The 19,300-nt window shown below is 65.6% G+C and carries 19 protein-coding genes and 1 pseudogene; 9 read left to right on the forward strand and 11 right to left on the reverse strand.

Annotated elements, in window-relative coordinates:
- The 3 genes from VWN43_RS13460 to recQ are packed head-to-tail and all read right to left on the reverse strand — an operon-like array spanning position 1 to position 2,959.
- Positions 1–195, reverse strand: coding sequence for a type II toxin-antitoxin system antitoxin (locus VWN43_RS13460; RefSeq protein ID WP_320181402.1), 195 nt, complete (start codon positions 193–195; stop codon positions 1–3).
- Between the two features lie 22 nt (positions 196–217).
- Complete coding sequence (locus VWN43_RS13465; RefSeq protein WP_320181401.1) at positions 218–1,132, reverse strand: SPFH domain-containing protein; 915 nt, start codon at positions 1,130–1,132, stop codon at positions 218–220.
- Positions 1,133–1,189: 57 nt separating this feature from the next.
- Positions 1,190–2,959 carry a DNA helicase RecQ gene (recQ, locus tag VWN43_RS13470; protein ID WP_320181400.1) on the reverse strand — a complete coding sequence of 590 codons (1,770 nt, stop codon included), beginning with the start codon at positions 2,957–2,959 and terminating at the stop codon, positions 1,190–1,192.
- 116 nt (positions 2,960–3,075) lie between these two features.
- On the opposite strand from recQ, the gene VWN43_RS13475 reads away from it, so the two are divergent.
- The 6 genes from VWN43_RS13475 to VWN43_RS13500 all read left to right on the forward strand — a co-directional run bounded on the left by VWN43_RS13475 (position 3,076) and on the right by VWN43_RS13500 (position 8,237).
- Positions 3,076–3,366 (forward strand): hypothetical protein, encoded by a 291-nt coding sequence (locus tag VWN43_RS13475; protein WP_320181399.1) that lies wholly within the window; start codon positions 3,076–3,078, stop codon positions 3,364–3,366.
- A 92-nt stretch (positions 3,367–3,458) separates the two neighbouring features.
- Positions 3,459–3,728, forward strand: coding sequence for a hypothetical protein (locus tag VWN43_RS13480; protein WP_320181398.1), 270 nt, complete (start codon positions 3,459–3,461; stop codon positions 3,726–3,728).
- On the forward strand, positions 3,721–4,905 hold the full coding sequence (locus tag VWN43_RS13485; RefSeq protein WP_320181397.1) for an acyl-CoA dehydrogenase family protein: 1,185 nt from the start codon (positions 3,721–3,723) through the stop codon (positions 4,903–4,905). The genes VWN43_RS13480 and VWN43_RS13485 overlap by 8 nt, the downstream gene beginning before the upstream one ends.
- A gap of 3 nt (positions 4,906–4,908) precedes the next feature.
- Positions 4,909–6,147, forward strand: a complete 1,239-nt coding sequence (locus VWN43_RS13490) for a CoA transferase (RefSeq protein WP_320181396.1) — start codon at positions 4,909–4,911, stop codon at positions 6,145–6,147.
- A 3-nt stretch (positions 6,148–6,150) separates the two neighbouring features.
- Entirely contained in the window at positions 6,151–7,383 is a 1,233-nt protein-coding gene (locus VWN43_RS13495; RefSeq protein WP_320181395.1) for an acetyl-CoA C-acetyltransferase, read from the forward strand.
- The gene (locus tag VWN43_RS13500) at positions 7,383–8,237 is read left to right on the forward strand and encodes an HTD2 family dehydratase (protein WP_320181394.1); all 855 of its coding nucleotides are present in this window, start codon (positions 7,383–7,385) and stop codon (positions 8,235–8,237) included. Before VWN43_RS13495 ends, VWN43_RS13500 begins: the two co-directional genes overlap by 1 nt.
- 46 nt (positions 8,238–8,283) lie before the next feature.
- On the opposite strand, the gene ppk2 is transcribed toward VWN43_RS13500, so the two are convergent.
- The gene (ppk2, locus tag VWN43_RS13505) at positions 8,284–9,054 is read right to left on the reverse strand and encodes a polyphosphate kinase 2 (protein ID WP_320181393.1); all 771 of its coding nucleotides are present in this window, start codon (positions 9,052–9,054) and stop codon (positions 8,284–8,286) included.
- A 58-nt stretch (positions 9,055–9,112) separates the two neighbouring features.
- Between ppk2 and phhA the strand changes: the two genes are divergently transcribed.
- Complete coding sequence (phhA, locus tag VWN43_RS13510) at positions 9,113–10,051, forward strand: phenylalanine 4-monooxygenase (RefSeq protein WP_320181392.1); 939 nt, start codon at positions 9,113–9,115, stop codon at positions 10,049–10,051.
- An 88-nt stretch (positions 10,052–10,139) separates the two neighbouring features.
- Here phhA and VWN43_RS13515 read toward each other — a convergent pair whose 3' ends face one another.
- From VWN43_RS13515 to VWN43_RS13535, 5 genes are all read right to left on the reverse strand, one after another.
- The gene (locus VWN43_RS13515) at positions 10,140–10,391 is read right to left on the reverse strand and encodes a DUF2680 domain-containing protein (protein ID WP_253521402.1); all 252 of its coding nucleotides are present in this window, start codon (positions 10,389–10,391) and stop codon (positions 10,140–10,142) included.
- Between the two features lie 204 nt (positions 10,392–10,595).
- A complete protein-coding gene (locus VWN43_RS13520; RefSeq protein WP_253521399.1) occupies positions 10,596–10,853 on the reverse strand; it encodes a hypothetical protein in 258 nt (85 codons plus the stop codon).
- Between the two features lie 79 nt (positions 10,854–10,932).
- On the reverse strand, positions 10,933–11,187 hold the full coding sequence (locus VWN43_RS13525; protein WP_253521396.1) for a GlsB/YeaQ/YmgE family stress response membrane protein: 255 nt from the start codon (positions 11,185–11,187) through the stop codon (positions 10,933–10,935).
- Positions 11,188–11,298: 111 nt separating this feature from the next.
- Positions 11,299–12,114, reverse strand: coding sequence for an undecaprenyl-diphosphate phosphatase (locus tag VWN43_RS13530; RefSeq protein WP_253521394.1), 816 nt, complete (start codon positions 12,112–12,114; stop codon positions 11,299–11,301).
- A 42-nt stretch (positions 12,115–12,156) separates the two neighbouring features.
- Positions 12,157–13,968, reverse strand: coding sequence for an ABC transporter transmembrane domain-containing protein (locus VWN43_RS13535; protein ID WP_320182165.1), 1,812 nt, complete (start codon positions 13,966–13,968; stop codon positions 12,157–12,159).
- 182 nt (positions 13,969–14,150) lie between these two features.
- On the opposite strand from VWN43_RS13535, the gene VWN43_RS13540 reads away from it, so the two are divergent.
- Positions 14,151–15,389: a polyhydroxyalkanoate depolymerase gene (locus VWN43_RS13540; RefSeq protein ID WP_320182164.1), complete on the forward strand. Its 1,239-nt coding sequence runs from the start codon at positions 14,151–14,153 to the stop codon at positions 15,387–15,389.
- 175 nt (positions 15,390–15,564) lie between these two features.
- Here the strand turns inward: VWN43_RS13540 and VWN43_RS13545 are convergent, their stop codons facing one another.
- Entirely contained in the window at positions 15,565–16,743 is a 1,179-nt protein-coding gene (locus VWN43_RS13545; protein ID WP_320181391.1) for an acetyl-CoA C-acyltransferase, read from the reverse strand.
- A gap of 55 nt (positions 16,744–16,798) precedes the next feature.
- The gene (locus tag VWN43_RS13550; RefSeq protein ID WP_253521385.1) at positions 16,799–17,248 is read right to left on the reverse strand and encodes a MaoC family dehydratase; all 450 of its coding nucleotides are present in this window, start codon (positions 17,246–17,248) and stop codon (positions 16,799–16,801) included.
- Between the two features lie 652 nt (positions 17,249–17,900).
- Between VWN43_RS13550 and VWN43_RS13555 the strand changes: the two are divergent.
- A pseudogene (locus VWN43_RS13555) lies at positions 17,901–19,058 on the forward strand (sulfatase-like hydrolase/transferase); the annotation flags it as partial.
- Positions 19,059–19,300: the final 242 nt, after the last annotated feature.

Consider the following 19,300-nt stretch of genomic DNA (forward strand, 5'->3'; position numbering starts at 1 on the left):
TCACTCCTCCTCCTTCTTTGGTCGGCCGCGCTTGGGCGGCTTCGAAACCGGCACCTCGATCCCGCGCCTTGCCAGCGATTCGCGCAGCAACATCTCGATCTGCGCATTGGCACTGCGCAACTCGTTCGCGGCAAGCCGTTCGATCGCGGCGTGGACCGCCGGGTCGAGGCGCAGGGCGAAAGCCTTCTTTGTCATCGGATCGGGGCTTTACGCATACCTATTGGTAGAGCGAACCCGCGTTGATCACGGGGTGCACGTCCTTCTCGCCGCACAGCACCACCATCAGATTGCTGACCATCGTCGCGCGCCGTTCGTCATCCAGCTCGACGATATTGTCCTGCGCCAGCTTGGTCAGCGCATCCTCGACCATGCCGACCGCGCCGAGCACGATCTTGGCCCGGGCGGCAATGATGGCATCGGCCTGCTGGCGCTTGAGCATCGCGCTGGCGATTTCGCTGGCATATGCGAGATGGGTCAGCCCCGCCTCGTCCACGATGATCCCCGCGACCTTCAGCCGGTCGTTGAGTTCTTCGAGCAATTCGCGGTTGATGACCTCGGCGCCGCCGCGCAGCGTGACTTCCTCGCCTTCGAAATCGTCATAGGGATGGCGCGAACCCACCGTGCGCAGCCCCGCCTCGATCTGGATGTTCACGAATTCCTTGTAATCGTCGACATCGAAACTCGCTTGCGCGCTATCGGCGACGCGCCACACGACATTGCAGGCGATCTCGATCGGATTGCCGCGCAAATCGTTGATCTTCACGCGCTCCGAATGGATGTTGTGCGCGCGCACCGACAGCTTGTTCTTGGTCATCCACGGCCATATCCAGCGCAGCCCCTCGCGCCGTTCGGTCCCGCGATATTCGCCGAACAGCGTGATCACGGCCGCCTGGTTGGGTTGGATCATGAAAAATCCGGCGGCGAGAAACGCCAGCACGAGGATGGGCAGGACGAGCAGGCCGACGAAGGTGAGCTTGGCCGCCTTGTCCGCGCCGTCCATCGGCACATTTCCGGCAACGTTCCAGATCACCAGCACCAGCAAGGCCAGGATCAGCCCCAGCATCGGATAACCGCTGAAGCTGGACCCCGCATGCTCGCTGCTCTTCTTCATTCCCCTGAGTTCGACGGTCATGACGAATGGCTCCTCCAATAATTATGATATCATCTTTATATCATTGGAGGTCCGGGTTCAATGGTCGTCGATCGCGCGCAGGAAGCGCTCGCCATAGGCTTCGAGTTTCTTCGCCCCGATGCCGGGGAGCTGGCCCAGCGCGGCGAGTGTGGCGGGCCGCGCACTGGCCATCTCGCGCAGCGTCGAATCGTGGAAGACGACATAGGGCGGCACCTGCGCTTCTTCGGCGAGTTCCTTGCGCAACGCGCGAAGCGCCTCGAACAGTGGATCGCCGACCGGATTGGGAGTCGTATCGCCGCGGCGGCGCCGCTGGCGCTTGGGCGGGACGACGATGGCGACCGCGCTTTCGCCGGTCAAGATCGCGCGCGCCGAGCCGCCCAGCGCCAATCCGCCATGTTCGGTCGCGACCAGATCGCCACGCGCCTGCAGGGCGCGGGACAGTGGCTGGAGCAGAGCCGCTTCCTCGCCCTCGACGATCCCGAAGACGCTCAGCCGGTCGTGCCCGCGCTGGCGCACGCGCTCGTCCTCGCTCCCGGTCAGTACCTTTTGCAGATGGCCCATGCCGAAGCTCTGCCCCGTGCGGTACACCGCCGACAGCAGCTTGCGCGCCAGTTCGGTGACATCGGTCACGCTGGGCTGTTCGAGGCAATTGTCGCAATTGCCGCAGCTCTGGGGCGGGTCCTCGCCGAAATGGCGCAGCAGCACCGCGCGGCGGCAGGCGGCAGTCTCGACCAGTCCGGCAAGCGCATCGAGCCGCGCGCGCTCGGCATTGCGGCGCCCCTCGTCGACTTCGGCCAGCCGCTGCCGCGCGGTGGCGAAATCGCCCGCGCCCCAGAACATCACTGCCTGGCTTGGATCGCCGTCGCGCCCCGCGCGCCCCGTTTCCTGGTAATAGCCCTCGATCGACTTGGGCACGCCGACATGCGCGACGAAGCGCACGTCGGGTTTGTCGATCCCCATGCCGAAGGCGACCGTGGCGACGATGACCATATCCTCGCTGGTCACGAATGCCGCCTGGTTAGCAGCGCGCGTCCCCGCATCGAGACCCGCGTGATAGGGCAGGACTGCGCGCCCGGTGGCAGCGGCCAGCTTGACCGCCAGCTCCTCCACCTTGCGCCGTGTCGGGGCGTAGACGATCCCCGGACCGGGCGCGGCGGCCATCAGATCGGTCAGCTGGCGCACCGGATTGTCGCGGTGGCGAATGGCATAGCGGATATTGGGCCGGTCGAAGCCTGCGAGCACCAGCCCGTCGTCGGGAATGCCCAGCTGCGTCATCACATCGGCGCGGGTCTGCTTGTCGGCGGTGGCGGTCAGCGCCAGCCGCGGAACCTGCGGGAAAGCATCGAGCATGCCGCGCAGCATCCGGTAGTCGGGGCGGAAATCATGCCCCCATTCGGACACGCAATGCGCCTCGTCGATCGCGAACAGGCATAGCGGTGCCGTGCCCAGCAGGTCGCGGAAACCCGGCTGGCTGGCACGTTCGGGCGCGACATAGAGCAGATCGAGCTCGCCTGCGCGGAAAGCGTCCTGCGTTTCGCGCCAGTCGGCATCGGCGCTGGTCAGCGTCGCCGCGCGGATACCGTTGGCGCGCGCGCTGCGCAGCTGGTCGTGCATCAGCGCGATCAGCGGGCTGATCACCACGCAGGTGCCGGGCAGCATGACTGCGGGGAGCTGGTAGGTCAGCGACTTGCCCGCCCCCGTCGGCATCACCGCCAGCGTCGAATCGCCGGCCAGTACGCGCGCGACCACCTCTTCCTGCCGCCCGCGGAAGCGATCGAAGCCGAAGGTCTCCTTCAGCGATTGTCCTGCGCGCGCAATTCCGGTCATGCCCGCCTGATGGCAGAAGGAACGGTACACGCAACCGGTCGCGGGCGATTTTCCCCTTGCCCCGCGCCCCGCGGTTGCGCTTTACCCGCGCGACCCATCACCGGAGTAGAGAAACCATGAACTTCCGTATCGCCCTGACCGCTGCCGCCACGCTCGCCCTTGCCGCCTGCGGCAGCACCGAAGACGCCTCGACCGAAGCCGAAGCCGACACCGTCGAAATCGCCGCCGACGACGCGCTGGCCGATGTCGAAGCCGAGCCGGTCGAAGACCCCGCCGCCAATGACGTGGCCACCGAGGCCCCCGATCTGAGCCCGAGCGAGACCGCGCAGATCCAGGAAGCCGGCGACAATGCGGCCGACACCGCCGCTGCGGCGATGGACGCCATGTCGCAAGACGCCAGCAACTGAGCCTCAAGCGGGCGGGCCTCACGGCTCGCCCGCGCCCAGCCGCGCCGTAGCGTCCTTTGCGCGCGGTGCTTGTGCGCCTAGCTTCCGCAGCCATGAACCGATTCATCCCGCTCCTCGCCCTGTTCGCGCTGCCTGCCTGTTCCGGCTACGAGGAGGATACCGAGCCGGTCGGCGCGGTGACACAAAGCGAGGCCGAAGCGCTCGACGATGCCGCCGAGATGATCGAGCAGCGCCGCCTGCCCGAAGGCGTGGTCCCGCCCGCGCCCGAAGCATCCACCGAGGCCCCCGCAGGCAAGATGCCCCCCGGTGCAGCCCCGCAGGAATCGGGCGGCCCTGAGCAAATGGAGCTACCCGATGAATGATGCCGTCCACCCCGGCATGGATGCCGAGACCTTCGACCAGTTTCTCGAACAGCTCGAACGCTATGTCCGCGAGCGGCTGATCCCGGCGGAGAAGGACGTCATCGCGAACGACAAGATCCCCGACGAGATCGTCGCGGAGATGAAGGAGATGGGCCTGTTCGGCCTGACCGTCCCCGAAGAATTCGGCGGCGCCGGGCTGAACATCACGCAATATGCCCAGGTCGTGAAGACCATGGCCTATGCCGCGCCCGCCTATCGTTCGATCTTCTCGATCAATGTCGGCATGTTCAACTCGGCGATCAAGAACGGCGGGACCGAGGCGCAAAAGGCCGAATGGTGGCCCAGGATCGCCGCGGGCGCGATCGCCTGCTTCGGCCTGACCGAGCCCGGTTCGGGCAGCGACAGCGCCGCCATGGCGACCACCGCCAAGCCCGATCCCGAGGGCAATGGCTGGATCCTCAACGGGACCAAGCGCTACATCACCAACGCACCGCATGCCGAGGTCGGGCTGATCATGGCGCGCACCGAGAAGGACGCGCAGCCCAAGAACGCGCATGTCAGCGCTTTCATCGTGCCGATGGATACGCCGGGCGTATCGACCGGCAGCCCCGACAAGAAAATGGGCCAGGCTGGTAGCCATATCTCCGACATCATGCTCGACGACGTGCATGTCCCCGGCGACGCGCTGCTGGGCGAACAGACCGGACAGGGCTTCCGCTTCGCCATGATGAGCCTCGACAATGGCCGTATCTCGGTGGGCGCGGCGAGCACCGGCTATGCGCGCCGCGCGCTCGATTCGGCGCTCAAATACGCCAATGAGCGGCAGGCCTTTGGCGAGCCGATCGCCAATTTCCAGCTGATCCAGCAGATGCTCAGCGAAAGCTGGACCGAAATCTACGCTGCCGAGGCAATGATGGCCGATGTCACCGCGCGGGTCGATCGCGGCGAGAACACGGTCAAGCACGCCGCCGCCTTCAAGGTCTTCGCCTCCGAAATGTGCGGCCGCGTGGTCGACCGGGTGGTGCAGATCTACGGCGGTGCGGGCTATCTCGCAGAATACGACGCCGAACGCTTCTTCCGCGATGCGCGCATCTACCGCATCTATGAAGGCACCACGCAGATCCTCCAGTTGCAGATCGCCAAGCACATGCTGCGCGATTATGCGGCGGGATTGTAGCGCGTGTATCAGCTTCTCGACGGACTGAGCATTATCGAAGCCTCGAGCTTCGTCGCCTCGCCCACCGCCGGCCTCTATTGCGCGCAACTGGGCGCCGAAGTGATCCGCGTCGATCACAAGGAAGGCGGGCTCGATTACGACCGCTACATGCTGACCGAGCAGGGCCGCAGCCTGAGCTGGGAAAACCTCAACCGGGCGAAGAAATCGGTCGCGCTCGACCTGCGCAGCGGCGAGGGGCGCGAACTGCTGGTCGCGCTGTCGGCCAATACGGGCAATCTCATTACCAACCTGCCGGAAAAGAGCTTCCTCGGGCATGATGCCATCGCCGCGCAGCAGCCCGAGGGCGCGCCCGAATTGGTCAGCGTGCGCATCATGGGCTGGCACGACGGGCGCCAGGCGATGGATTTCACCGTCAATGCGGCAAGCGGCTATCCGCTGATGTGCGGGCCCGAGGACTGGGACATGGCCAATGCGCCGCCGGTCAACCAGGTTCTGCCCGCATGGGATTTCATCACCGGCGCCTATTGCGCCTTCGCGCTGCTTGCCGCGCTGCGCCAGCGCGATGCCACGGGCCAGGGCAGCGAATTGCGCGTGCCGCTCGGCGATGTCGCGATCGGGACCATGGCCAATAGCGGCGCCATGGCCGAAATGCTCTATCGCGGCGGCGACCGCGAACGGCTCGGCAATGCCATCTGGGGCGCGTTCGGGCGCGACTTCCGCAGCCGCGACGGGGTGCGCTTCATGGTCGCGGCACTGACCGCAAAGCAATGGGACGGCCTCGTCGCCGCCTTCGGGATCGCGGACGCGATTGCCGCGCTCGAGGCCGAGCTGGGCGTGCGCTTCGCCGATGGCGACCGGCCACGCTTCGAACACCGCCACCGCCTGTTCGCGCTGTTCCAGGAACGCGCGGACCAGATGGACTGGGACGAACTGTCCGCCAGCCTCGCCGCGCATGGCACCACTTTCGAACGCTACCGCACGATGCATGAGGCGGCGAACGACGCCGCACTGGTGGCCGCCAACCCGCTCTTCGGTGCTTCGCCCGCCAATCCCAGCGGCTTCGAATATCCGGCCACGCGCAGCTTTGCGAACATCCCTTCGCGCGAAGCCGGGGCGCCCGCGCCTGCGCCCTATCTGGGCCAGCATACCGAGGAAGTGCTCGCCGAACGGCTCGGCCTGTCCTCGGGCGCGATCGGCAAGCTCGTCGACCGCGATATCGCCCGCCTCTCCGACAAGGATTAAGCCATGACGACACTCCGCCGCGTAGCCATCTGCAAGCCCCTGCGTACGCCGGTGGGCAAGTTCCTCGGCAGCCTCGCCCCGCTCGAGGCGGGCGCGCTCGGCGCGGTGATCATCAAGGCGCTGGTCGAACGCAGCGGCGTCGATCCCATGCGCGTCGACGATGTCGTCTTCAGCCAGGGCTATGGCAGCGGCGAGGCGCCCGCGATCGGGCGCTGGAGCTGGCTGGCGGCGGGTTATCCGATCGAAGTGCCCGGCTTCCAGCTCGACCGGCGCTGCGGCTCGGGCCTGCAGGCGGTCGCGACTGCGGCGATGATGGTGCAAACCGGCGTGGCCGATTGCGTGCTCGCGGGCGGGGTCGAGAGCATGTCCAATGTCGAGCATTACACCACCAAGGCGCGCCACGGCGCACGGCTGGGCGACATGGTGCTGTGGGACCGGCTGACGCGCGGCCGGCTGATGAGCCAGCCGATCGAACGCTTCGGGGTGATCACCGGCATGATCGAGACCGCGGAGAATCTCGCCAAGGATTACGACATCAGCCGCGAGGCCGCCGATGCATTCGCGGTGCGCAGCCACCAGAACGCCGCCCGCGCCTGGGCCGAAGGCCGGTTCGACGAACAGCTGGTCCCGGTCGAGATCCCCCAGCGGCGCGGCGACCCGGTGGTCTTCGCGCGTGACGAAGGCTTTCGCGAAGACGCCAGCATGGACACGCTGGGCAAGCTGCGCGCGATCGACGGCAAGCGCGATGCAGATGCGATCGTGACGGCGGGCAATGCCAGCCAGCAGAACGACGCCGCCGCAGCTTGCCTGGTGGTGGCGGAGGACAAGGTGGAGGAATTGGGCCTCGAACCGATCCTGTGGTTCCATTCATGGAGCGCGGCCGGCTGCGATCCCAGCCGGATGGGGATCGGCCCCGTTCCCGCGGTCGAACGGCTGTTCGCCAAGACCAATATGGGCTGGGACGATATCGGGCTGATCGAACTCAACGAGGCCTTCGCCCCGCAGGCGCTCGCCGTGCTCAAGGGCTGGGGCTTCACAGAGGACGACAGCCGCCGCGAGCTGGTCAACGTCAACGGTTCGGGCATTTCGCTGGGCCACCCGATCGGCGCGACGGGGATCCGCATCCTCGCCGACATGGCGCATGAAATGCAGCGGCGCGAGGTCCGCTACGGGCTCGAGACCATGTGCATCGGCGGGGGCCAGGGAATGGCCGCCGTGTTCGAACGCGCCGCCTGATGGCCGAGTGGGGCGACTGGATTGGACGCGAACAACGCGCGGCAGACCGGCTCGATCCGGCGCTCGCCGCGCGGTGGTACGCGACCTTCGATCACGGCGCCCCCGCCTCTGCCGCCATGCCGCAGGGGATCCATTTCTGCCTCTGCACGCCCGAGGCACCGACCGCACGGCTGGGCCCCGACGGGCATCCGCTGCGCGAGGACGACCCGGCGAGCTTCCTGCCCCCGATCCCGCTACCGCGGCGGATGTGGGCATCGAGCGCGATCCAGTTTCACGCCCCGATCGCCGTAGGCGCGACGGTCGAGCGCGTCAGCCGCGTGGTTTCGATCACGCCGAAATCGGGCAGCCGGGGCGACATGGTCTTCGTCGAGATCGATCATGAAACCAGCGCCGACGGCATCGCTGCCGTTACCGAGCGCCAGACCGCGGTCTATCTCGAAGCGCTGACGGGTGATGCACCCTTGTCCCCGCCCGAACCGACCCCGGCTGTCTTCGATCCGCAGGGGTGGGATGGGCACCGCGAACTCGTGCCCGACGAGCGGCTGCTGTTCCGCTATTCGGCGCTGACCTTCAACACGCACCGTATCCATTACGATGCGCCCTATGCGCGCGAGGTCGAACGCTATCGCGGGCTGGTCGTCCACGGCCCGCTCACCGCGAGCCTGCTGCTGCAGCTGGCCGGCGCGCATTTTGGCGAGAACCGCCTCGCCCACTTCGCTTTTCGCGGGGTCAGCCCGGCGATTGCGGGCGAACCGCTCCACCTCGTGCTGCGCGGCGATGGCGGGGAAATCGAGCTCGGTGCCTTTGCCGGCGATGGACGCCAGGTGACCAAGGCGTCTGCTACTCTCAGCTAATCTTCGCGAGCGGCGAAGCCGCGTCGCCTTCGGCCCTCCGCAATGACTATTCGATGGGATAATCCGCAATCGGCTTCAGCACTGCGTAGGTTTCGGCCCGCGGCTCACGGTCCAGCGCCGGGAAGTCGATCTCCGGCGGGACGACGTGCGTATCGGGCAGCCGGTCGAGCAGATCGCGTACCAGCGTCAGCCTCCCGCGTTTCTGGTCGTTGAAGTCAACCAGGGTCCAGGGGGCATGCGCGGTATGCGTTGCTTCCAGCATGGCTTCGCGTGCGTCGGTATAGGCATCGTAACGCTCGCGCGCGGCAAGATCGATCGGCGACAGCTTCCAGCGTTTGAGCGGGTCCTCCAGCCGTTCGCGCAGCCGCTCCTCCTGCTGGGCCTGATCGGTCCCGAGCCAGTATTTGAACAGCAGTATGCCGTCGTCGACGAGCATCTTCTCGAACGCCGGGGCCTGCTCGAGAAAGCGCGTCACCTGCGCGTCGTCGGCATAGCCCATGACCTTCTCGACGCCCGCGCGATTGTACCAGCTGCGGTCGAACAGCACGATTTCGCCTGCACTGGGCAGATGATCGACGTAGCGCTGGAAATACCACTGGCTCTGTTCGGCCTCGGTCGGCTTGGCGAGCGCGACGATATGGCATTGGCGCGGGTTGAGCTTCTCGGACACCGCGCGGATCGCGCCGCCCTTGCCCGCGGTATCGCGCCCTTCGAACAAGACCACGATCCGCTGCCCCGTCGTGCGCGCCCACCGCGCCATGACGACCAGCTGCTCGCGCAGCGGCGCCATCGCCGTCTCATAGTGCTTGCGTTTCATCGCGCCTCGCTCCTGCCATTTGTATGCATGCGGCAATGATAGTATTAGCGCCGACCATATGGCTACACTTACACAGACCGAACAGGACTTTACCCGCCTGCCCGACCTTCCGGCAGAGGTGTTCACCGCGCCGCTGAAGAAACCCGCACATGTGGGCGACGACTGGCTCGAACCAAAACAGACCGACTATACCGCCGAAGACGACGCGATCTGGAACGATCTGTTTGCGCGGCAGATGGCCGTGCTGCCCGGCCGTGCGGCGACCGCGTTCATGGCGGGTCTGGAGAAACTGAACCTCGACCGCGGGGGCGTGCCCGAATTCGGCACATTGTCCGAAGACCTCGATACGCTCACCGGGTGGAGCGTGGTGCCCGTGCCCATGCTGATTCCCGATCACGTGTTCTTCTGGCACCTGGCCAACCGGCGTTTCCCGGCGGGCAATTTCATCCGCACGCGCGAGACCTTCGACTACATCCAGGAACCCGACGTGTTCCACGACGTCTTCGGCCACGTCCCGATGCTGACCGATCCGGTCTATGCCGATTACATGCAGGAATATGGCCGCGCGGGCTGGAAGGCGATGCGCTACAACCGGCTCAAGGCGCTCGGTTCGCTCTACTGGTACACGGTCGAATTCGGACTGCTGCAGGAAGCCGACGGGATCAAGGCCTATGGCGCGGGGATCCTCTCGGGCCCGACCGAGGTGGTCTATGCCACCGAGGCCGAGAGCCCCAACCGGATCATGCTCAATGTCGACCGGGTGATGCGCACCGACTACGTGATCAGCGACCTGCAGCCGACCTATTTCGTGATCGAGAGTTTCGAAGACCTTTATCGCCAGACGGTCGAGCGCGATTTCGACAAGCTGTACCGGAATTTGGGCGCGGGCTTCACCTATGCCAATACCGCGGTGATCGATGTCGACCATGTGGTGAACCGCGGCTCGCTCGAATATACGCTGCGCGGTGGGCGCGAGAGCGGCGCGAAACCGGTCTGACGGCATCAGGACTGGAAAAAACAGGGCCCAACGAAAAACGGCCCCGGATCGCTCCGGGGCCGCATGATCGAATGACGATCGACGATGCTTACATTTCGTCGATTTCGTCAGCCTGCTCTTCCATGGATTCTTCCATGGCGTCGGTCTGGTCGTCGATCGCGTCGGCCTGGTCTTCGGTGATTTCACCGGCTTCTTCCAGTGCATCAACCTGGTTGTCGCGAGCGTCTTCCATCTCTTCGATGTTTTCTTCAGCTTCGTTTTCAGCTGCGCTGTCGCAAGCGGCAAGGCCGAGGCTCATGGCGGCGGCGGAAGCGATGATCGTGGCTTTGGTGAACTTCATTACGTATCCCCTTTAACCTTTAGGTTCGCGCCGCGTCGCGACGCTCGTGCACGCCGCGTATTCGAAATGCGGCGAGAATGTGATGAACGGGCGAATAGCCGCCCGGTTCCCAGACAAATGCTATTGCGGCGATTGGCACGGGCGCACGCAAAAGCGGCCCGGAATCGCTTCCGGGCCGCCTGGTAATTCTTGCTGAAGAGCGTCTTAGTTGACGGCTTCTTCGAGACCTTCGGTCATCGCATCGGTGTCGCCTTCGGCGGCATCTTCGATGTCGTCGGCTTCGGCTTCGATGGCGTCGGCTTCAGCGTCGGTGATTTCGCCGGCATCTTCCATCGCGTCAGCTTCGTCTTCCATGGCTTCGGCCTGCTCTTCAGCGGCTTCTTCCTGCGGGCTGTCGCAAGCGGCAACGCCGAGGCTCAGGGCAGCGGCCGAGGCGATGATGGTAAGCTTGTTGAAGTTCATGTGTATTCCCCTTGGTATTCGAGACGCGAATCCATCCCGCGCCCGTTTGTAATCAATGCTAAGATTATGTGAAGCGCGTTCAGCGGTAGGCGCGTTGGCGGAACAGGTTGAACAGGCCGATCGTCACGACCGAGCCAAGCACCGCCCACAGCAGCGCAACGCCGCTTACCGTGCCCAGGATGGCACCATTGCCCGCGACCATCCCGGTCACCAGCGAGCCGAGCACACCGACCAGCGCATTGGCGAGGATGGTGCGACCATCCTCGATGCGCAGGATAATCGTCGCCAGCCACCCCAGCAGGGCGCCCACTACGATCAGGATCAGTAAGCCCATTGGTCTAACCTTTACGTGTCACTCACTGGCAATAAACCCGCCGCGAAACAAAAGTTCCGGCGCGGGATGGAATTATGGCCGGACTGTGGCGATCACGGTACGCGCCGGGAGTTACGCGAATGTCAGCCACGCCAGCGCGGCACTGCCCGCGATGATCCGGTACCAGGCAAACGGCGTGAAGCCGCTATGGCTGACATAGGCCACGAAGGCGCGGATCACGACCAGCGCGACGATGAAGCTGACCACGAAGCCAAGCGCGATATGGTCCCACCCGACCCGCGTCGAGCCGGCCATCATCGCATCGTATTTGGTCGCGACTTCGAGCGTGGTCGCACCGACCATGGTCGGCACGGCGAGGAAGAAGGAGAACTCCGCGGCCGTCTTGCGGTTGATGCCCATGGCGAGCGCGCCCATGATCGTGGCGCCCGAACGGCTGACCCCCGGCACCATCGCCAGGCATTGGGCGAAACCGACGCCGAGCACCTTGCTCAGCGGCAGTTCGGCGACCCCGCGGCCCTCGTCGCGCGGCTTGGCAGCGCGCTCGATCACGATGATCGCCACACCGCCGACGATCAGCGCCCACGGCACGATCCCCGGATTGCCCAGCATGGCCTCGAAATTCTCGTACAGCGCGAAGCCGATGACCGCGCTGGGCAGGAACCCCAGCAGGATGTTGCGCGCGAACATCAACCCTTCGCGTTCGAGCCGCAGCACACCCATGCCGGCCGACCAGAAGGTGCCCCAATATTGATAGACCACCGCGAGGATCGCGCCGAGCTGGATGACGACATTGAACATCGCCCATTCGTTCGGGTCCGCACCCGACAACTCGGTGGCGAGGATCAAGTGCCCGGTCGAGGAGACGGGAATGAATTCGGTCAGCCCCTCGACGATGCCGAGGAAGATGGCGGTGAGATAGTCGTTCATTGCGGCAGTCCCCAAGGGAAAGGCGAGGCGGGAGTCAAGCGGTCACGCGCTCTCGAGACCGAACTGAAGCGAGGCGAGCCGGGCGTACAGCCCACCATTGCCCGACAATTGGTCGTGCGTGCCCTGCTCGACGATGCGGCCATCTTCCATCACCACGATCCGGTCGGAAGCGCGCACGGTCGACAGCCGGTGCGCGATGACCAGCGTGGTGCGGTCCTCCATCAGATGTTCGAGTGCCTCCTGCACCAGCCGCTCGCTTTCGGCATCGAGCGCGCTGGTCGCCTCGTCGAGCAGCAGGATCGGCGCATCGCGCAGCAGCGCGCGCGCAATGGCGATGCGCTGGCGCTGGCCGCCCGACAGCTGCGTGCCGCTCTCGCCAAGGTAGGTGTCGAGCCCCCGCGGCAGTTTCTCGAGGAATTCGGCGGCATTGGCAGCGCGCGCGGCGGCCCAGATATCTTCTTCGCTCGCTTCCCAATTGCCATAGCGCAGATTGTCGCGCGCATTGGCGCTGAACAACACGCCTTCCTGCGGGACATAGGCGATGCGGCGGCGAACTTCGGCGGGGTCGGCGCCGGTCAACGGGATGCCGTCGATCCGGATCGAGCCCGCCTGCGGATCGTAGAACCGCTCGGCAAGCTGGAAGATGGTCGATTTGCCTGCCCCCGAGGGGCCGACGATGGCCACCGCTTCGCCCGGCTCGACCTCGAGGCTGAAATCGCTGATCGCTGGCGCTTCGAGCCGCGTGGGATAGCGGAAAGTGACATTGCGGAACGACAGGCTGCCGCGCGGCGGGACGGGCAGGTCCTGCGGGCGTTCGGGCGCTGTGATCGCAGGCTTTTCGTCGAGCAGTTCGGACAGGCGGCTGGCCGCGCCGGCACCGCGCAGCAGATCGCCATAGACCTCGGTCAGCGCGCCGATCGCGCCAGCCACGAGGCCCGCGGTAAGCACGAAGGCGGCAATCGTACCGCCCGAAATCGCGCCTTCGCTGACCGCCTGCGCGCCGCGCCAGACCAGCAGGGTGATACCGCCGAACACCAGCAGGATGACCACCGCGGTCATCGCCGCGCGCAGCATCACCCGGCGCCGTGCCACGGCAAAGGTCCGCTCGACCGCTTCGCGAAACCGTCCGTGCTCGCGGCCCTCCTGGTTGAAACCCTGGACGATCTTCATCGCCGACAGGACTTCGGTGACCATCGCCCCGATATCCGCCACGCGGTCCTGGCTGGTGCGCGAAACCTTGCGCAGCCGCCGCCCGAACAGCGTGATCGGGACCACGATCGCAGGGATGATCAGCAGCAGCCCCATGGTCAGCCCGGGCACGAGCCAGAACAGATACAGCGTCCCGCCGATCGCCATCAGCGCATTGCGCAGCGCCACCGAGACAGTGGTGCCCACGACCTGTTCGATCAGCGCGGTATCGCTGGTCATGCGGCTGGAGATTTCCTTGGGGCTGTTCTCCTCGTAGAAACCCGGGGCCAGCTGCAGCAGGTTTTCCTGCACCCGCAGACGGATATCGGCGACCACGCGCTCGCCCAGCCAGCTAACGTAATAGAACCGCATCGCCGTACCCGCCGCGAGCACGGCGACGATCATCAGCAGATAGCGGAACCAGCGCGCCATATCATCGGGGGTGGCGCCTTCGGCAAAACCGCGGTCGATGACCATCTTGAACCCCGCCGGGATCGCCAGCGTGGCGGCGGCGGTGATGAACAGCGCGACCAGCGCCAGCGCGACGTGACCGGGATAGCCCGTCCCCGCCTGCCACACCATTCGCAAGGGCCGCAACGAGCGCTGGCGCGGTGCGTCCTTGGCCGCGCGTTTGCGCGCGAACCGACCGCGACCTTCGGTTTCCATCTCGTCCTGGGCTGCCATGCGCATGCAGTTAGGTCGGTGCGGCGCGAAAATCCACACTGCTGCACGCGCGAAGGCACATTTTCGGCTATTGTGCGTTGCACAATTACCAACCGGACGGCAGGATGACCGTCTTTACCCGGGCCGGAGACCGCATCATGCGCCGGACCAGCAGGGGATATGTTTTGCTTTATCACGCCTATGAACTGCAGCGCAGCTGGCTGAACTCGGCCAGCACCATCGCCTCGATCGGGGTGGAAATGCTCAACAATCCATCGAACCCGCTCAATCACCTCGACCCGATGGGCTATCTGAACATCGGTCCGATGGCGGCCAGCGCGCTCGAAGTGTTCGCCCATGCCACCGCCACTTACGGCAAGCCGGGCTGGAACATCGAGGCGGTCGAGGTCGATGGCACCCCCGATCCGGTGCTGGAGGCGACCGTACTCAATCGCCCCTTCGGCGATCTGAAAGAGTTCTACCGCGCAAACCTGCCCGAGGATGCGCCGCGCCTGCTGGTCGTTGCGCCCATGAGCGGCCATTACGCCACGCTGCTGCGCGGCACAGTCGAGCGGATGCTGCAGAATTACCGCGTGTTCGTGACCGACTGGGCCGATGCCAAGACCGTGCCGCTGCACGAGGGCGAGTTCGACCTCGACGACTATATGGACTACGTCATCGGCTTCCTCGAGCATATCGGCGAAGGCGCGCATGTCATGGCGGTCTGCCAGCCGTCGGTGCCGGTTTTCGCCGCCACCGCGATCATGAACCGCGACAACCACCCCTGCACCCCCAGCACGCTGACGATGATGGGCGGGCCGATCGACACGCGTTGTTCGCCGACCAGCGTCAACGACATGGCGATGGATCGCCCGATCGAATGGTTCCGCCACAATGTCATCGCCACCGTGCCGATGCAGTATCGCGGCGCGGGCCGGCGGGTCTATCCCGGCTTCATGCAGCTCGCGGGCTTCATGAGCATGAATCTCGGCAATCACATGCAGAGCCATTACGAGATGTTCAAACACCTCACCGCGGGCGACGAGGCGAGCGCGCAGGCGACCAAGGATTTCTACGACGAATACCGCAGCGTGGCCGATATGACCGCCGAATTCTATCTGCAGACGGTGCAGGAGGTCTTCCAGGACCATGCGCTGCCCAACGGCACCTTCCTGCATCGCGGCAAGCGAGTCGATCTGGGCGACATCACGCGCACCGCGCTGCTCGCGATCGAAGGCGAGCGCGACGATATTTCGGGGCTCGGCCAGACCAAGGCCGCGCTCGACCTAACTCCCAAGCTCGATAGCGCGAAGAAGCGCTACTACATGGCCGAGGGCGCGGGGCATTACGGCATCTTCAACGGCAGCAAGTGGCGGGACCGTATCGCGCCGGTGGTCGAGGAATTCATCGCCGCGCACGGCTGACCCGATCAGCCGGTCGGCGGGAATTCATAGGCGAGCTAGAGCAGCCCGACCGTCGCCACGTCTTCGACAGTCGAGACCGCGATATTGATGCCCAAACGCAAACATCCTCCGACCGCCGGGGCCGGAGGATGTCCGTTATCCGTTTAGGCAAGCGGGCGGCTTGCCGGTCGTCCGATCAGAAGATCTCGAACAGGCCGGCTGCGCCCATGCCGCCGCCGACGCACATGGTGATGACGCCGTATTTCGCGCCGCGGCGCTTGCCCTCGATGAGCGTGTGGCCGACGCAGCGCGCGCCGGTCATGCCGTAGGGATGGCCGATCGAGATCGAGCCGCCGTTGACGTTGAGCAACTCGCCCGGGATGCCGAGCTTGTCGCGGCAGTAGAGCACCTGCACCGCGAACGCCTCGTTCAGTTCCCACAGCCCGATGTCGTCGACCTTGAGGTCGAAGCGCTCGAGCAGCTTGGGAATCGCGAAGACCGGGCCGATGCCCATTTCGTCGGGCTCGGTGCCGGCGACTGCCATGCCGACATAGCGGCCAAGTGGCTCGAGGCCCTTCTGTTCGGCGACCTTGGCTTCCATCAGCACGCTGGCCGACGAACCGTCCGACAGCTGCGAGGCGTTGCCCGCAGTGATCGTGGTGCCTTCGCCCATCACCGGCTTGAGGCTCGAAAGGCCTTCGAGCGTGGTCTGCGGGCGATTGCCCTCGTCCTTGGCGATGGTGATTTCGACGTCCGAAATCTCGCCGGTTTCCTTGTCCTGCACCTTGTGCGTGGTGCTGACGGGGACGATTTCATCGTCGAACTTGCCGGCTTCCTGCGCGGCGGCGGTACGCTGCTGGCTCTGCAGCGCGTATTCGTCCTGCGCTTCGCGGCTGATGCCGTAACGCTGCGCGACCGTTTCGGCGGTCTGCAGCATCGGCATGTAAACCGCGCCATGCATGTTCACCAGCTCGGGATCGGGCATCACGCGCATTTCCTTGGTCTGCACGAGGCTGATCGATTCCTGGCCGCCCGCGGCAACCACGTCCATCCGGTCGGTGATGATTTGCTTGGCCGCGGTGGCGATGCTCATCAGGCCGCTCGAACACTGGCGGTCGATGGTCATGCCGCTGGTGCCGATCGGGCAACCGGCGCGCAGCGCGACCTGGCGGGCGAGGTTGCCGGCCTGCGTGCCCTGCTGGAGCGCGCTGCCCCACAGCACGTCGTCGACTTCGCCGGCGTCGATACCGGCGCGCTCGATCGCGGGCTTGAGCGAATAGGCGCCGAGCGTCGGGCCCTTGGTGTCGTTGAACCCGCCCTTGTAGGCACGGCCGATGGCGGTGCGGGCGGTGGAGACGATGACTGCGTCACGCATGCGTATTTCCTTGGTTGCTATGGTGCCTGAATCCTCACCGGGGAGGAGGGGGAAATCAGACGAAAATCTGGGTGATCCATTCGGTGATCAGCGCGGGCTTGTCCTCGCCCTCGATCTCCATGGTGATCTCGCTGGTCTGCTGCCACTGGCCGGGACGCTTTTCGATCATTTCGACCAGCTTCCAGTGGCCGCGGATGCGCTTGCCGCTGCGTACGGGCGAGATGAAGCGCGTCTTGTTGCCGCCGTAGTTGACGCCCATTTTCACGCCGTCGAGCCGCGGCATGTCGGACTGCGCGCCGAGATAGGGGATCATCGACAGCGTCAGGAAGCCATGCGCGATGGTGCCGCCGAACGGCGTCATCTTGGCCTTTTCCTCGTCGATATGGATGAACTGGTGATCGCCGGTGGCATCGGCGAACTGGTTGATGCGCTCCTGGCTCATTTCGACCCATTCGCTGGTGCCGATTACTTCGCCGACCTTGCCGGCCAGATCCTGCGGGCTCATGCGCGCCTCTCCTCTATCCAAACTGACGGTTTCGCGCGACTCCGGCCGCGCGTGCGGCGCGACTCATGGCGCATGCGCGGGATAGGCGCAACACCGCCGCACGTGCCGCTACGGCATGGGGAAGCGCCGTGTCCGGTGATGGAGGGCGCCCCGCATATTGAGCCGATTCGCACAGGCGGTATGGTCCCCCATGTGGCGCAACCGCGTCCGCGACGCTGGAGAAATCATGCTGGCCCGTATGCTCGGCGCTGCCTTCAAACCCCCAATCGGCGTACCGCTGGTCGCCGCCCTTGTTGCCGGCGCGGAGCTGGCGGTCGCCAATCGCAAATATGGTGTGTTCACCGGCGGGTTCGGGCAGTCGAGTGCGGTCGATACGGGCGGCGAACTGGCCATTTTCATGTTCGGCTTCGCGCTCGCCCATATCGCGGTCGCCCTCCTCGCCTGGAAACTCGCCGCACGGCTGGCGCGCGCGTCCGGCGCGCAGTCCGCCGTGCTGCATTTCGCGTTCCTCTATGGCGGGATCAGCCTGCTGGTACTGACCCTGCGGTACCAGCTCCATTCCTATTTCAGCGATGCGGTCAGCTTCGCCCTCCTCAAGCAGCTGGGCGGCGGAAGCGCGACCGATGCGCTGCTGTTCGCCAAAAACGAGATCATGCTCGGCGTGGGCGCGCTGGCCCTGTTTCTTGCGGGATGGTGGCTGGCAGCACGCCTGCTGCGCCGATGGCTGGGAAAGCAGTCATCGCTTGCCCATGCATGGCCTCGCTGGACCACACTCGGCATTGTCTGGCTGGCCTTTGCCGGTGCCGTGCTGGTGCTGCCGCGTTTGGGCGGCGACGGACCGCGGGGGCTGGAAAGGATCGCCGCCTGGCAGGGGCTGGCCGACGGGCTGGCACTGGCGAGCGATTTCGACGGCGATGGCTACGGCCTTGCCGGGCGGACCATCGATCCCGCCCCGTTCGATGCCGGCCGCCATCCGCTCGCGCTCGACATTCCCGGCAACGGGATCGACGAGGATGGCTACGGCGGCGATCTTGCGCTGGTCCCGGTTGCCGGGTCCTTGCCCGCCACGCCGATCGGCGGCGCAAAGCCGCATCTCGTCATCGTCGTGTTCGAAAGCACCCGCGCGGATGTGCTGGGCAAGCGCATCGACGGAAGAGCCGTTGCCCCCAATCTCGCGCGGGTCGCGGCGCAGGGCGGCGCCCTCGCGCCCGCCTACAGCCATGTCGGCTTCACCACCGCCTCGCTCAAATCGCTCTTCGCGGGCAGCTTGGTCGTGCCGCCAGGTTCGCCGAGCCTGTTCCGCGAGCTCGATGCTAGCGGTTACGAGATCGGCGTGTTCTCGGGACAACCGGAGGATTTCGGCGGTATTTCGGCAGCTGTCGGAATGCGTGAGGTTGCCGACCGCTTCGTCGATGCCGAAACGCTTAAGGACCAGCGCGCCTTCAGCTTCGCCGCGCAGGGCTCGCTGCTGATCGACGAGGACATCGTGCTCGATCGCTTCGACGCCGCGCTCGGCGATGCTGCAGCGTGGGAGAAGCCGCAATTCGTCTACCTAAATTTCCAGACGCCGCACTTCCCCTATCACCACGACGCCGTTCCGCACCGCTTCGCCAAGCCGCCCCTGGAACGCGGCCACATCAACGAGGACAACCGCGCGGCGCTGGAGCGGACCTACTGGAACGCGGTCGCGCATACCGACGCCGCGCTGGGCCGGCTGATCGCCAAGCTGGAAGCGATGGGCGTGTGGCAGGACACCGTGCTGATCGTTACCGGCGATCACGGCGAGGCCTTGTTCGAGGACGGCTTCCTCGGCCATGGCCATGTGATCAACGACCGGCAGAATGCGACGTTTCTCGCCAGCAACCGTCCGCTGGGCGCGGCTCGCGCGCCGCTCGCGCTAAGCGACTACCGCGCGATAATCCTGCGGCTTCTGGGCGCGGATGTTCCCGCCGCCGCGCCGCCCGCGCCCTTCCTCCACATCGGGCCGCTCGACGAACCGACCGCGATCGGTCTCGCGCATGAAGAGCTCGGCGTGATTTCGCTGCGGCTCGA

Origin of the sequence: Qipengyuania sp. HL-TH1, from assembly GCF_036365825.1 — a bacterium.
Classification (GTDB): domain Bacteria; phylum Pseudomonadota; class Alphaproteobacteria; order Sphingomonadales; family Sphingomonadaceae; genus Qipengyuania; species Qipengyuania profunda.

Bases quoted from the DNA above. Each gene is read 5' to 3' on its own strand.
- VWN43_RS13480 (WP_320181398.1), top strand. From the start codon at position 3,459: ATGAACCGATTCATCCCGCTCCTCGCCCTGTTCGCGCTGCCTGCCTGT.
- ppk2 (WP_320181393.1), bottom strand. From the start codon at position 9,054: ATGAAACGCAAGCACTATGAGACGGCGATGGCGCCGCTGCGCGAGCAG.
- VWN43_RS13515 (WP_253521402.1), bottom strand. From the start codon at position 10,391: ATGAAGTTCACCAAAGCCACGATCATCGCTTCCGCCGCCGCCATGAGC.
- VWN43_RS13460 (WP_320181402.1), bottom strand. From the start codon at position 195: ATGACAAAGAAGGCTTTCGCCCTGCGCCTCGACCCGGCGGTCCACGCC.
- VWN43_RS13495 (WP_320181395.1), top strand. From the start codon at position 6,151: ATGACGACACTCCGCCGCGTAGCCATCTGCAAGCCCCTGCGTACGCCG.
- VWN43_RS13525 (WP_253521396.1), bottom strand. From the start codon at position 11,187: ATGGGCTTACTGATCCTGATCGTAGTGGGCGCCCTGCTGGGGTGGCTG.
- VWN43_RS13550 (WP_253521385.1), bottom strand. From the start codon at position 17,248: ATGAGCCCGCAGGATCTGGCCGGCAAGGTCGGCGAAGTAATCGGCACC.
- VWN43_RS13465 (WP_320181401.1), bottom strand. From the start codon at position 1,132: ATGACCGTCGAACTCAGGGGAATGAAGAAGAGCAGCGAGCATGCGGGG.
- VWN43_RS13535 (WP_320182165.1), bottom strand. From the start codon at position 13,968: ATGGAAACCGAAGGTCGCGGTCGGTTCGCGCGCAAACGCGCGGCCAAG.
- recQ (WP_320181400.1), bottom strand. From the start codon at position 2,959: ATGACCGGAATTGCGCGCGCAGGACAATCGCTGAAGGAGACCTTCGGC.
- VWN43_RS13485 (WP_320181397.1), top strand. From the start codon at position 3,721: ATGAATGATGCCGTCCACCCCGGCATGGATGCCGAGACCTTCGACCAG.
- VWN43_RS13530 (WP_253521394.1), bottom strand. From the start codon at position 12,114: ATGAACGACTATCTCACCGCCATCTTCCTCGGCATCGTCGAGGGGCTG.
- VWN43_RS13545 (WP_320181391.1), bottom strand. From the start codon at position 16,743: ATGCGTGACGCAGTCATCGTCTCCACCGCCCGCACCGCCATCGGCCGT.
- VWN43_RS13500 (WP_320181394.1), top strand. From the start codon at position 7,383: ATGGCCGAGTGGGGCGACTGGATTGGACGCGAACAACGCGCGGCAGAC.
- VWN43_RS13520 (WP_253521399.1), bottom strand. From the start codon at position 10,853: ATGAACTTCAACAAGCTTACCATCATCGCCTCGGCCGCTGCCCTGAGC.
- phhA (WP_320181392.1), top strand. From the start codon at position 9,113: ATGGCTACACTTACACAGACCGAACAGGACTTTACCCGCCTGCCCGAC.
- VWN43_RS13475 (WP_320181399.1), top strand. From the start codon at position 3,076: ATGAACTTCCGTATCGCCCTGACCGCTGCCGCCACGCTCGCCCTTGCC.